The sequence below is a fragment of the Shewanella decolorationis genome (assembly GCF_004354305.1).
Taxonomy (GTDB): Bacteria; Pseudomonadota; Gammaproteobacteria; order Enterobacterales; family Shewanellaceae; genus Shewanella; species Shewanella decolorationis.
Map to the genome: position 1 here is coordinate 2,247,777 of NZ_CP037898.1, position 14,325 is coordinate 2,262,101.

Sequence of the window (14,325 nt, forward strand, 5' to 3'; positions counted from 1 at the left end):
GAATAGAATCGTCCGTGATTATGATGATTATCTTGTTGTTTTAATTGTTTTGACAGCGTTGTCATATTAATTTATTGGGATTTTCATTGAAATGCAATCACTGAGTGAAAATTCAGCAGCATTTGCAATCGATAGTATGAGAATAATGCGTGTTAAGTCGCTGTATTTGATATGGAGATCACATTTCAGCTGGAGATTAATACCCCGTCAGCTCCATATAACCTGTGCCGCTATGGCTACCTTTAAGCTCAATCGGGCCTTCCCAATACTGGGTGGATAACGCCATGGCACTATTGGGATTTAAAGGGGAAATGCGGATATCGATTTGTTCGCTTGGGATTTGCACTTGCCAGCGAATTGGGTATTTACCCGTGCTGGTGGTTTGCCACTCGAGTGGGGTCATTTTTATCCCATCGGGGGTATCGCGGGAATTGATGTTGCGTCCGGTGCCATCGGCAAACATTCGTCTGGCGCTGTAAAAGGCTGACTGTGTTTGCACTTTATCGGAGGATTGTTCCCTGAGCTGAAATAGCATCAGCGCCGAACCATCATCTAACCTAAGGGCAAACCAATCCCAGCCCTGCTGGCTCTTGGTTAAAAACTGCGAGCTCCATTCTCTATCTAGCCAGCCTTGGCCTGTGACTTTCTCGACGCGGTTGTCCATTCGGCCATTGATCTTGATATAGCGGGTGATTTCGCCATGAATCGTGATAAAGGGTTGGCTGTAGTAGTAAGAGGCGACTTTGCCGTCGCGACTCTTAATGCTGTAACCCTTATCCCCTTGATATTGCAGTGGCGCTTGGCTGTTAAGCTCGAGTTGATAACTAAAGTCGTCGGTTGCAACGCTCAAAGTTGCAGGGAATAACTCATTTGACTGACTATGCCATTGCCAATTATCGAGGCGAATTTGGTAGGGATCTGCGCTCACTCCAGCAAGTGATGGATGCGCCCGTGACCATTTCTCATGGGCGAGGTGAGAAGTGCTGGAGGTGAGTGCGCTATGGGCAAAATAAAGCTGCTCAGTCGCCCAAGTGGACTTAGGATTAGGTTCCACGTTTTGCGGTTCAGAGTGCTTAGGTTTTAGCGCTACCCTAAATTGCGTCCATTGGGCACCAAGTTGCTCACCATTCTCTGTGGTTAAATTGGCGGTGAGATACCACCATTCTTGACGAAAATTCTGGTGGGCGAGGTGATCTTGAGGAAATTGAAAGCGGTTTCCTGGCGTCACCTTAGCAAAACTTTGGCTATCTGCGCTTGCTTGCCCAAGCATAGAACCCATGGATTGAGGCTCGGTCGTTGCAGGCGCGTGATCGCAGCCGCTTATTTTCGCAAGCAGTAAGCCACCTATGACACTCTTCAAGATAAAGCCAGCGCTTGTGCTGATCCTAAATCGCGTTGCAGACGCTAATGCATTAACGCGCCAAGCCTTGGTTTGATATACGTATGCGCTCATAGGGTTTCCTGCTGCAAACTGGCGATTAAGGGCCTGCGGGTTTGCCAGTAAAGCGGTAAGAGTACGGCTAAGGTGCAGGTCACTAAGGCAATGAGGATGGCTTTTCCATAGGCAAACCAATCCCAGATCATCTTGATTGTCCAGCCGAAGGCCTGCAGGGTGATTTTATCAATTAATAAATAGCCGAGCAGTGCGCCCGTAGGCATAGCCATCAGGCAGGTGATGACCACGACCAGCAGCATTTGGCTGAACACCATAGTACGCAGCTTACTGCGACTCACCCCGAGGGAATACAGTCTTGCCAATGGCGCTTGTCGAGATTGAGTTAACATCAAGCAGGCGCTAAATAGCCCTATGGCCGCCACCAGCAAAGTTAAGCTATTGAGTACTAAGGTGATTGAGAAGGTGCGTTTAAACATGGCAATGGCCTGAGCCTTGATCTTGGCTTGGCTGTAAATTTGCGCCTGCGCTAAGCCTAATGTAACGGCCAATTGCCCTTGCAGGTCATCTAGCTCTGCCTCGCTGAGTTTGCGCGGAGTCGCTGTGGTTTGAGCTCCCGGCTCGACAGAGTGGAAACTGGCCGCAAGGCTAATGGGTAATAGTGGTAGCTGCGCCTGTTGCCACAGCTTATGGCCGATGATGAGCTCATTGCGGGTATTGCCGTGGTCGTAATAAATCCCCGCGATCACAACGGGATTATTGGCGGTTTTGTCCAACACGTTTAGCACCACAGTATCCCCGAGTTGCAGCTGATACTTAATGGCCATAGGTTCGCTGACTAACACGTAACGTCCGTCGAAGTAGGTTTGCCAGAGATCCGGCAAGCTTTGTTTGAGTGTGCTGGTGTGTTGAATCGATGCATCATCGCGGCTAATCAGGTTGACGGGTATGGTTTGCGCCGCCCCTTGGAGTGATACTTCCGCCTCCACTTGCCATTGCTGATACAGGCCACTAAGGCGAGGATCTTGGCGCAACTTATCGCGCACTTCGGCCATATGGTTGGCGCTGGGGCGCAGGTATAAATCGGCATGCAGACGGGTTTCTAACCAGCTTCTTAAGGTTTGCTCGAAGCTACCGACTAAGGTGTTCATCGACACATTGGCGCTTAGTGCCAGCAGTATTGCCATCATGGCGAGGGACAATGGCGCAATAAGCTCGCGGGTTTCAGCGAGGAGATATTGTTTAAGCCCGGGGCGAGTTAATGGCAGCAGCAAGCTCACGCCCCAGTGCAATACTTGCGGTAATAGCAATGGAATCGCGACGGCGACCATGCCCAACAATACCAAACTGGTGTTATAGCTTTGGCTGAAGGGCATGAGTATTGCGGCGAGCGTGAGCAGGCCGCAGGCTAAGATAAACTGCCTGCCATGGGTTTTGTTGTGGGCCTGCGTTTGTTGATAACGATTAGCGCCTTGGGCAAGGGATTGGCGGGTTAAGTCAAAATACAAGGGCAAACAGGCGGCTAGGGCGGCAACTAAAGTGAGGGCTATCGCCTCGGCCAACCAACGCCATTGCCAAATCCCCGGCAACAAGTGGGCACCGTAGAGCTGCTCTAAGGTCATCGCGACCATAGGTTGCAACCAGTGACTCAGCTGTAATCCTAAGATAAATCCCATTAACGAGCCCAACACCACCAATAGCAGTAATTCGCCAAGTAGGGCAAGCATGACTTCGCGCCGCGCTAGGCCCTGTTGCAGCAATTGGATTAATAGACGTTGGCGTTTCATCAGGCTGTAACGCACGCCGTTATAGGCAATAAACAGCCCGACCACAAAGGCTAACATGCTCATCGCATTGAGGTTTAAATGAAAACTGCGGGTAAGCGCCATCAAGGCTTGGCCTTGATCCTGTTGACTGTAACTGGCGCGAAGCGGCGTAATCCCTAGGGTATCGAGCCGCTGCTTTAAGGCAGGGAGCTTATCCCTGTCACTGAATAGGGCGATATAGCTGAGTTTGCCTTGCATCCCGAGTAAGCTTTGGGCGAGGGAAATATCGGTCAGAATCGCACTGCCCAGCCCCCAGCTATCATCGATACTGATGACTTTAAGTTTGTCTGGCGCAAAAGACGCGGGCGCGAGGGCGAGTTGGCTATTGGGGGCGATTTTATTGGCAAGGCTCTGGCTCATGACCACTATCGGCTCGCCACTCATTAAATCGGCGAGCGGCAACTCTCCCATCGACATCCTTGGATTGGCTTCTTGCTTTGTGCTGGTATCGTGCTTTTGTCCTTCTTTTGGGCTTAGGCTCGCCGTCAGCGCGGCGACGATATCGCTGCCTTCAATTTGCCAAAACTGACCATTCAGCCCCGCCACTCTGCCACTGACAACCGCAAGGCTTTGGCTGATGCCCGCTTGGCGTAGGCTGAAATACACGGATTCGTCGAGGGTTTCTTGGCCAATGGGCGCGCTTAAGAGCACATCTGCTCGCTGGCTCAACAGCTCCGTGGCCTCACTGTAGCTGCGAATAGCATTATCATTGGTGGCTTTAACCCCGATAAGTAAAGTCACGGCGAGGGCAAGCCCGAGTAAAATCGCGCCCGCTTGCAATGGCGCGTGGCGATAATGGGCGAGAAAGATCTTTAATACCCAATAGATCCGCAGCCATGGGCAGTTTCTGTTTGGGGTTTTGTTGTGATTGGCCTTAGGGGTTAATGCTGGACTCATCATCGACTTAACCGGAGATAGACACTGCGGCGTGGGAAAGATGCCAACGTTTTTGCATAAAGGCAGCGCATTCTTCACTGTGGGTGACCATGAGTATGCTGGTTTGGCTTTCATTGGCCAGTTCGCACAGCAGTGACATCACCTGTTTACCCGATTCATCATCAAGGTTGCCCGTGGGTTCGTCGGCCAGCAGTAAACTCGGGTTGTGGGCTAAGGCTCTGGCGATAGCGACCCTTTGCTGTTGCCCGCCAGAAAGTGCTTCGACCTGCCGATTGAGCAGCGAAGCTAGCCCCAATTTGTCGACGAGATAATCGCACCAAGGATTCCAACTGGCGCCATTGAGATTGAGTGAAAAACCTATGTTGTTTCTCACATTGAGTGGCGTCAGTAGATTAAATTGTTGAAACACGACGCCTAAATGGCTGCGCCGGAACTCGCTCCAGTGTTTGTCTTGCCAATCTTGGGTGGATTGATGATTCAACACTATCTGGCCGCTGTCTGGCGTTTCAAAGCCTGCGATCAAATTTAGCAGTGTGCTTTTACCGCTGCCGCTGGGGCCCGTGAGTGCGATGGTTTCGCCGCGATGCAAGGTTAAATCGACGGCTTGCAGTACGGTATGACGCTGCTCACCATCGCGAAAGCTTTTACTCACTTGGATAAGTTTGGCTACTTCTGACATTTATCCTTCCACTCTGGCAACATTTAGCTCGACTAAAGATAAAACATTTTATCTTCTGATAGATACTGCTATTTGGCCCTTAAGGTTCACTTTGCATCGATTCAAACTTAGGTTTTATGCTGTTTAAATTTTCTGCAATTGTGGCGTTTAGCTCGCATTCTGTGAGCGAATGGGCTTGAGCTATTTTTGTGTTTGTTGCATGCTGTGCGCCCTGTTAAATCGATAGCGGACTATCGATTTAACAATCCGTTCGGATGAAGGTAGCAGGAGAGTGGGGAATTAACCCCACACCGACGAGGCAACTTTGTTTTGGGATCTTTCCCGATACAAAGCACTCTTTCAGGTGCCGCAAGGCGTGGACTGTTACTGGACGAGCCTCTGGAGAGACTACCGATTGCGTTAAATCGCGATAATAGGTGGCGCCGAAGGCGAAAGTAGGTGCGTCGATGAATGCATTCTGCGAAACGCTCAGGCAAAAGGACAGAGGAGAGGATGACTGCACGGTCCCTGTCGTTTGTCTTTTGGACTTTGCCCTGCCTTTATTGGCTGGGTGATAGTCTTTCTTTAGGCTGGCAGCGGTGTGTCACAGCCATTTCTTTTCCTCCTCCTTTATTAATTTAGTTGTTTAATAATTGAGGAATATCATGAGTTTTCAAGCTTTACTCAGCAGCCTGAACGGTATCGTTTGGGGACCCGTTACCCTGTGTTTACTTGTGGGCACGGGCATCTATCTCACCTTGCGTTTGCGGCTTATCCAAGTGTTTCGTCTGCCCATGGCGCTTAGCCTATTGTTTAAACCTGCGAAAGGGCATGGGGATCTCTCTTCCTTCGCCGCCTTATGCACGGCGCTGTCCGCCACCATTGGTACGGGCAATATTGTTGGGGTGGCAACCGCAATTAAGATGGGCGGCCCAGGAGCATTATTTTGGATGTGGTTGGCGGCCTTCTTTGGCATGGCGACTAAGTATGCCGAATGTATGTTGGCGGTAAAATATCGCACTACCGATGCGCGCGGGCAAATTGCGGGCGGCCCCATGTATTACATCGAGCGGGGGCTGGGCATACATTGGATGGCGAAGTTGTTTGCCCTGTTTGGCGTAGGGGTGGCGTTCTTCGGGATTGGGACTTTTGCCCAAGTGAATGCGATTAGCGATGCCCTGACCATTGCCTTTGAGGTGCCTACTTGGGCGACGGCACTGGTGCTCACCCTGTTAGTCGCGGCGGTGACCTTAGGTGGGGTGAAGCGTATTTCCAACGTGGCGCAAAAGTTAGTGCCAGCGATGTCAATTGGTTATGTGCTGGCTTGTATATGGATTTTAGTGAGTTTTGCCGAATCGATTTTACCCGCCTTGCAATTAGTGGTGGAGTCGGCCTTTACGCCAGTCTCGGCGGCGGGTGGATTCTTAGGCGCGACTGTGGCGCAGGCGATTCAAATGGGGATTGCCCGCGGGGTGTTTTCGAACGAATCAGGCCTCGGTAGCGCGCCAATTGCCGCCGCGGCGGCGAAAACCAATGAGCCCGTTGAACAGGGTTTAGTCAGCATGACGGGCACCTTTTTCGACACTATTATCATCTGCACTATGACGGGGCTGGTGCTGATTATCACCGGAGTCTGGAGCGGCGATACTGCAGGCGCAGCCATGACTAGCGCGGCCTTTAGCTTAGGCGGCTCGGCGGCCATCGGTCAGTATTTAGTGACCATCGCCTTAGTTTGCTTTGCGTTTACGACCATTTTAGGCTGGCACTACTATGGTGAACGTTGCTGGTACTATTTAGTGGGCGAACGCGGGCTGCGGGCCTATCAAATGCTGTTTTTAGGCCTGATTGCGGTCGGCGCCTTTATCAAGCTGGATGTGATCTGGTTATTGGCCGACACGGTCAACGGCTTAATGGCGATCCCGAATTTGATTGCGATTATTGGGTTAAGGCACGTCATCATTGCCGAAACCCAAAGCTATTTTGTTCGGACACTCTCAAACCGTACGCTAGACCCCATTTATTAATGTTTTGAAAACAATATATTAGTTCACATTATTTTAACTTTGACATTGTCGCCGCAAGGTTCTTCGTTTACTTTAATAGGTGCTGTTCAAAAAATAGCACTTTAAAAACGAGAACTTTGAGGCGACGCCATGGACAGAAGTAAACTCCGTACTTTTCGCAGCAGGATCCTATCCCATATTGCTCTGCCATTGATTTTAATCATGACAGCTGTCTATGGGATTACTTCTTGGTTTAACTACCTTTCCCTAGAAAAACGCCTCTATGATAATTTAACTCAGGAGTCGACTCATTCTGCCTCTCGATTACAACTATTGCTTGAGCATGCACAGGCAAATACTCAAGGGCTTGCTGATTTTATTGGTTTTTTATCCGATAAAGATGATGTAAATAATTCAGATAAACTGCAAAAGGTGCTTACAAATCGCCTCGAACGTAATCCCGACTTTTATGGCTCGGCGGTTGCTTTTAAACCTAATACTTTCCCCGACAAAAAGCTTTATTCCCCCTATGTTTATCGCAGCGGAAATAGTTTCCATTACTTAGATATTGGTACCGAGGGGTATGACTACACCGATGGGACGTGGGATTGGTGGTCACAAGCCATTACTCAAGCGGGGGGCTACTGGTCAAAAGCCTATTTTGATGAGGGGGCGGGCAATGCCCTGATGATCACTTATTCTGTTCCCTTTGGTGAGCAGCCCGATTACTTTGGGGTGGCAACTGTCGATTTAGCATTAGATAAATTACCCGAACAGCTCGGTATTTCACCCAATAGGTTAGTGGTTTTGGATGACCACGGTAGACTTATCTTCCACAGTGATAAGGATAAGGTCTTAGCCGCTTCCTCCTCTGGATGGGTGGATCAGCGCAATAGCAAAAATAATGCTTTTTGGGCGTTGTTAGATGATGGTAAGACCGGACAAGCCAGTTTTATTGATGCTAAGGGGACAGCTTATCTTGCCAGCATAGCAGAGGTGACTAAGCTGAAATGGCGCGTTGTCGTTATGGTACCTCAGCAAGAATTGTTTACTTCACTACTCGATGATATTGCTTCGGTTATTCTCAACTTAAGTTTATTAACCTTACTCCTGCTGCTGACTTGCTATATTGCGGCTAAACGTTTAACACGACCTTTAGAAGTACTCGAATCCGGTATTTTGGCTTTTGGTCAGGGGCAGACCCAACAGCTGGCCATTCCCCAAGGCGCCGTGAGTGAGATTGTGACCTTAAGTGAAACCTTTAACCAAATGGCGGATCTTCTCGCCCAGAGGGAGCAGGCGATTTTAGACTCACGCGGTAATCGCTTTGCGCGTTTAATCGATGGTATGAGTGACAAATCCTTCTATTGTTCCCTTGACCCTGACGGCCAACTCGCCCAAGTCAGTGAAGGGGTGACCAAAGTATTGGGTATTCCCCCTGAACTGCTCAAACGTAAATATCAAAGGCTATTTTCGGCCAATCCCCTAAATGAGCAAAACTGGGAATACACAGATCTGGCACTTAAGGGGCAGAATGTTCCTCCACACCAAGTTGAATTAGTCGACGTTAAAGGCCAGACGAGGCGACTCGATGTTTTTATGCAGCCCTTGGTGTCGGATACGGGCGAACTGATGTCAGTGGAAATGTTATTTACCGATGTGACTGAGCAGTTTTCTGCTGCGGCATGGTCAAGCGCAGTGCTTGAAGCCGCACCTGAGGCCATGCTGATTGTCGATCAGAGTGGTCAAATCGTGTTTAGTAATAGCCGTTGCCAACAGCTCTTTGGTTATGATGCGAAAGCCATGCTGGGGCTGCAGATTGAGTCCTTACTTCCGGAAGATTTAAGAAATCCGCATGCAAGGGATAGGCTGCAGTTTCTACGTGAAGGACGTGACAGACCTATGGCAAATGCGCGCCATGTGCGTGCATTAAAATCTGATGGTGATGAGTTTGTGGCCGAAATCGCTTTAAGTATTTTACCGAGTGATTTTGACGGCCGTCGCCAGGTGGCGGCTTCAATACGAGACATGACCCATAAATTAGCGGTCGAACAAAAAATCCGTGATAGTGAACTGAGGTTCCGAGGTCTAGTGACTAATATTCCCGGTGCAGTCTATCGGACACGCATCGGTGAAGTTTGGGTGATGGAATATGTCAGTGACAACATTGCCGATATTACCGGTTATGCGGCGAACCAGTTTATTGAGAATCGTCAACGCACCTTTGCTTCACTGATTTTGGAAGAAGATCGCGAGTTATGTCATCAGCATATCGATAGAGCACTCGCACAGCAGGAAACCTTTGAGGTGGAATATCGCATTCGTCACCGTGACGGTAGCATTCGTTGGGTGCATGAAAAGGGCAAGGCAAGTTACACCGAAGAGGGATTTCCCCTGTGGTTTGACGGCAGTATTGACGATATCACCAAGAGTAAATTAGCCATCGTCGAGCTTGAAGCCTCAAGGCTGCAATTAACCAATATCACAGAGTCTATTCCTTGTACCGTGTATCAATTGCGTTGGGTTTCGCCAACAGAGCGAGCCTTTACGTTCCTTTCTGGCGCGGCGTATCACATGCTTGGCCTGCATCGGGATGATTTACTGAAAGACTTTAATATTATTGCTGAGCGAATTTTTGATGAAGAGCGCCCAGAGGTGGTGCGCGCCTTAGCAGGTAAGAGTGATGACCAGCTTCAATGGATACGCGAGTTCCGTTATCGCCACCCTAATGGCAGTATTCGTTGGATGGAAGCCGGTGCCAGTGGCCACAGTGCTGATGATGGCGCCATTATCTGGAACGGTTATGTCATGGATGTTACTCAACGTAAGTCCATTGAAGAAGAACTCGCAGTCAGTGAGGCTCATTTTAAGGCATTATTTGATGGCGCAACGATTGGTATCGTCAATGTCGATAGTAAAGGGCTTATCCTCGATTGTAACGACCAATTCTGTGAAGATATGGGGTTAAGCCGTGAGGCACTCCGTAACACGCCAATCTTCGAAGTGCTCTGCCAGCAGGACAAAGAAGTTGCTAAAGCACAATTTAAAGACTTAGTCGAAGGCAAAATTGACCATTACCGAGGAGAGAGAAGTTTTGTTCGTCCCTCTGGTGAACCGTTATGGATGACGGTAAACGTTTCAGCCTTATTAGACAGCCAAAAACAGTTTGAGTCTGCCGTCGTCAGCATGGTTGATATGACTGAGCTAAAACTACTTTCGGATGAGTTGCTGGTCGCTAAAGAAGAGGCCGATGCGGCTAGTAAAGCCAAAGGGGATTTCTTGGCGAATATGTCCCACGAAATCCGCACGCCAATGAATGCCATTATCGGTATGTCGCAACTTTGCTTACAGACAGATCTAGACAAAAAACAGAAAAATTATCTCGAAAAAATTGAGCGGGCGTCCCAATCTTTATTATCAATCATTAACGATATCCTTGATTTTTCTAAGATTGAAGCAGGCAAACTCGATATCGAAAATGTGTCTTTCCAACTCGATACCATGCTTGAAGATTTGAGCGATATGTTCTCCGAAAGGGCGGCGCAAAAGCAGATTGAATTGCTATTTGCTGTTGCGCCTAATGTTCCGCGTCATTTGCTTGGTGATCCGCTGAGATTGGGGCAAGTGCTGATTAACCTAATGAATAATGCAATAAAATTTACCGAGCGAGGGGAAGTATTACTATCACTCAACTTAGTCGAGCAGCAAAATGACGATGTTGTTCTGCGTTTTAGTGTACGCGATAGCGGAATTGGCCTCACTAAAGAGCAACAAGCCAAACTGTTTAAATCTTTTACCCAAGCCGATACTTCCACAACCCGCAAATATGGCGGCACCGGCCTGGGGCTCGCGATTTGTAAGCAACTTGTCGAGCTGATGGGCGGCACTATCGGCGTCGAAAGCCAGTTAGGCCATGGCAGTACTTTCTTTTTTACCGTGAAATTGCAGACCTCCAGTGATCAAAAATTAGTTGTTGGTCAGGAGCTTGAAGGCATGTCTGTGTTAGTTGCCGATGATAATGCTACTGCCCGTGACATTATGCGGACGACCTTGGAGAGTATGGGCTTTAAGGTGGATACAGTGCGCTCCGGCGAAGAAGCGATAACACGTTGTACCCAGCAAGAATATGCCGTGGCATTAATTGACTGGAAAATGCCAAACCTTGATGGGATTGAAACGGCAAAACAGATCAAACAATTGGCACAGAAGACCCCACGGATTTTAATGGTCTCAGCCCACGCCAACCAAGACTTCTTAACCCAGATCGAACAATTAGAATTAGCTGGTTATATCAGCAAGCCTATCAGTGCATCAAGATTACTGGATGGCATTATGAACTCCCTTGGTCGTGCGGGTATTCTCCCTGTGAGGCGGCATAGTGAGCGCATCGACCCTAAATTGTTATTGCCGCTTAAGGGTAAACGTATCCTCTTGGTTGAAGACAATGAGATGAACCTTGAGGTAGCGACCGAGTTTCTCGAGCAGGTGGGAATTATCTTATCTATTGCTACTAACGGTCAGATAGCATTGGATAAATTGGCGCAGCAAAGCTTTGATCTTGTGTTGATGGATTGCCAAATGCCAGTGATGGACGGTTATCAAGCAACCATGGCGCTAAGACAAAAACCTGAACTTGCTAACTTACCCGTTATTGCCATGACGGCAAATGCCATGGCAGGCGATAAGGAAATGTGTTTAAGAGCGGGAATGAACGACCATATCGCTAAGCCGATAGAGGTAAATATACTGTATGAAACGCTGCTGAAATACTTAGGTGGCAAAGTGCCGCTGGACGATGGCACCGAACCTACTGAAAGCTCAGAGCTTTCTCCAAAATCAATCAACCTAGATGCTGAGCTTGTCGTGAAATGGCCAGAACACCCAGAGCTTGATATCGATAGAGGTTTGCAGCTAGTGCAAAACTCTACCCGTCTATACCAAAGAATTTTCGATCGTTTTGTGACCAGCCAACGTAATGTAGTAGAACAGATCACTAAAGCTCTGGCGAACAACAAGCGTGATGATGCAGTACGAATGGCGCATACCTTAAAGGGCCTGGCTGGCAATTTAAGCTCAACCAAGCTAGCGGAGTTAGCACGGCAATTAGAGCAGCATTTAAGTGAACATAGCGAGTCTCAGTTAGAGTTAGAACAAATTCAAATGCTCGTAGCATCAATCTGTGAAGCGATTGAACAAGTATCACCACAGTCTACAGAAACAGTCACACCAACGAGTGAGCCATTGTCACCAGAAGCGCTATTACAAGCACTAAAACGGCTACGGCAAAGCTTGGAGGATGCTGATTCTGATGCGGTAACACAAATTGATGCGTTAAAACCGCAGGTGAGTAACAAGTTATGGCAACAGCTAAGTCCTGCGCTGACTATGATTAACCAATACCAGTTTGATGAAGCCATGGATTTAATCGACGAAGTCATCACAACGTTAACCTAGAAACGGGTCAATTACACATCTATTGACCATAGATAAAGCCACAGGAAAAGGTGAAAGCATTAATGGAAAAGGCAACAATTTTAGTCGTCGATGATACTCCAGAAAATATCGATATTTTGGTGGGCATTCTTGGTGATGACTATAAGGTTAAAGTCGCGATTGATGGACCGAGAGCTTTATCGCTTGTCGCTAAAACATTGCCGGATCTGATTTTGCTTGATGTCATGATGCCCGGTATGAATGGTTATGAAGTCTGTAAGCAGCTTAAACAGGAACCTTTAACCTGCCATATTCCGGTGATTTTTGTAACCGCATTATCGGAGGTTGCCGATGAAGCTCAAGGTTTTGCCTTGGGTGCGGTTGACTACATTACTAAACCAGTCAGTGCACCTGTGGTGAAGGCGCGAGTAAAAACCCATCTGGCGCTATACGATCAAAAACGCCTGTTAGAGCAACAAGTCAAAGAGCGCACTCAAGAGTTAGAAGAAACGCGTTTTGAAATTATCCGCCGTTTAGGCCGCGCCGCCGAATACAAAGACAACGAAACGGGTCTGCACGTTGTGCGTATGAGCCACTATGCGCGGCTACTCGCAATCAAATTAGGCTTACCGAGTACCTTCTGTGAGTTGTTGTATAATGCGGCGCCTATGCATGACATTGGTAAAATCGGCACGCCCGATGCGGTACTGAAAAAGCCGGGTAAGCTCGATGCAGAAGAGTGGAAAATCATGCAGCAACATGCCGCTATTGGTGCCGAGATCATTGGCGAACATGGCGATCCTCTGCTGCAAATGGCGCGGCGCATTGCCTTAACCCACCATGAGAAATGGGATGGTTCGGGTTATCCTAATGGTTTGTCGGGGGAAAATATTCCTATCGAAGGTCGGATTGTGGCGATAGCGGATGTTTTCGATGCCTTGACTTCGCGCCGTCCTTACAAGGAGCCTTGGACAATAGAGGCCACGCTCGAGTTACTCGAAAGCCAAGCAGGGCAACACTTTGACCCTAAGCTGGTGGCCGAATTTAAGCAAATTTTGCCCGAAGTGGTGGCGATTCGAGACACTTATATCGAGCATTAAAAGCAAAAGGCGCCATGGGCGCCTTTTTCAATACGACTCGCTTAGCAGCTAGGCTTCTTCGAGTGAGTAAGGTAATGCTTGAATGCGTAAACTGGATTGCTCATCGTCGGCAAAGCGCAGCTTGGCATCGTTCTCGGTATCGTTAGCGAGAACAGCGGTGAGTAAAACTTGATTACCGCGTTGAACAAATTCAATGATTTGTCCACCCTTGCGATAACCGTCTTCCAATTCTATCTCGATACTAGTTTCTAAATTGATATTTAATGAAGTGCTGCCGTGAAGAATGTAAAGCGCGCGCTTGTTACCGCCACGGTATTTCATCCGAGCCACAGTTTCTTGGCCCATGTAGCAGCCTTTGTTAAAGCTAATACCGTTAATAGCCTGTAGGTTACACATCTGCGGTACGTACTGATTAGCATGGCTTGGTGCTAGGTTGGGGTAACCAGCTGCAATTTCTAATGCTTGCCAAGCGCTGGCATCAAATACTGTTTGCTCACTCACTAATGCTGTTGCCGCGTCCGGCTGCAGCACCAGAATAAAACGATCTGCATCCTTTAGGATGGCGCCATGTTCAACCAGCGTCAGTTCTTCAGTAACCTCACCAAAGTGTTGGGTCACAAATTGCACAGCTTGTTCGCCTGCAACACCGAGTAATATCCACTCATCAGAGGCATTGGTCAGAGTCGCCTTGCTAAACACCGCATATTTTTGCAGTTGTGGCAGATCGACATCGATAGTAGCCCTTGGCAGCAGCATTAACAGCGCCTCTTGGATAGCAAAGGTGCGGAAGCTGGCGATCATCTTACCCTTAGGATCGCAATGTGCGCCCCAGCGCCATTGGTTGGCTGCGAGTGAGCTAATGTCCGTAGTTACTTGGCCATGGATAAAACTGCGCCCCTGTTCACCGACTACTTTGATAAGGCCGAGGTTGGATAGGTTGGCGAGCATAAGTGGAGGTATGGAGGCGTCCAGATCCCAAGTGGGTGTCGAAACTGCAATAGTCATAGCGGAGATC

Annotated in this window: 6 protein-coding genes, 1 pseudogene and 1 riboswitch; of the genes and pseudogenes, 3 read left to right on the plus strand and 4 right to left on the minus strand. The window is 48.5% G+C overall.

The features are described 5' to 3' along the window. Positions 1 to 196: 196 nt before the first annotated feature. From EYR25_RS10265 to EYR25_RS10275, 3 genes and pseudogenes are all read right to left on the minus strand, one after another. Positions 197 to 1,453, minus strand: coding sequence for a lipocalin-like domain-containing protein (locus EYR25_RS10265; RefSeq protein ID WP_133179878.1), 1,257 nt, complete (start codon positions 1,451 to 1,453; stop codon positions 197 to 199). Further along, positions 1,450 to 4,116, minus strand: coding sequence for an ABC transporter permease (locus EYR25_RS10270; protein ID WP_243729967.1), 2,667 nt, complete (start codon positions 4,114 to 4,116; stop codon positions 1,450 to 1,452). The genes EYR25_RS10265 and EYR25_RS10270 overlap by 4 nt, the downstream gene beginning before the upstream one ends. A gap of 157 nt (positions 4,117 to 4,273) precedes the next feature. Continuing rightward, a pseudogene (locus tag EYR25_RS10275) lies at positions 4,274 to 4,795 on the minus strand (ABC transporter ATP-binding protein); the annotation flags it as partial. A 368-nt stretch (positions 4,796 to 5,163) separates the two neighbouring features. After that, positions 5,164 to 5,289, plus strand: a riboswitch (glycine riboswitch). A 150-nt stretch (positions 5,290 to 5,439) separates the two neighbouring features. Here EYR25_RS10275 and EYR25_RS10280 point away from each other — a divergent pair. From EYR25_RS10280 to EYR25_RS10290, 3 genes are all read left to right on the plus strand, one after another. Continuing rightward, entirely contained in the window at positions 5,440 to 6,798 is a 1,359-nt protein-coding gene (locus EYR25_RS10280; RefSeq protein WP_133179884.1) for an alanine/glycine:cation symporter family protein, read from the plus strand. Between the two features lie 129 nt (positions 6,799 to 6,927). Then, a complete protein-coding gene (locus EYR25_RS10285; RefSeq protein WP_133179886.1) occupies positions 6,928 to 12,231 on the plus strand; it encodes a PAS domain S-box protein in 5,304 nt (1,767 codons plus the stop codon). Between the two features lie 62 nt (positions 12,232 to 12,293). Next, on the plus strand, positions 12,294 to 13,310 hold the full coding sequence (locus tag EYR25_RS10290) for a response regulator (protein ID WP_133179888.1): 1,017 nt from the start codon (positions 12,294 to 12,296) through the stop codon (positions 13,308 to 13,310). A gap of 48 nt (positions 13,311 to 13,358) precedes the next feature. Here the strand turns inward: EYR25_RS10290 and ygfZ are convergent, their stop codons facing one another. Continuing rightward, positions 13,359 to 14,315, minus strand: a complete 957-nt coding sequence (ygfZ, locus tag EYR25_RS10295; RefSeq protein WP_133179891.1) for a tRNA-modifying protein YgfZ — start codon at positions 14,313 to 14,315, stop codon at positions 13,359 to 13,361. Between the last annotated feature and the right edge of the window lie 10 nt (positions 14,316 to 14,325).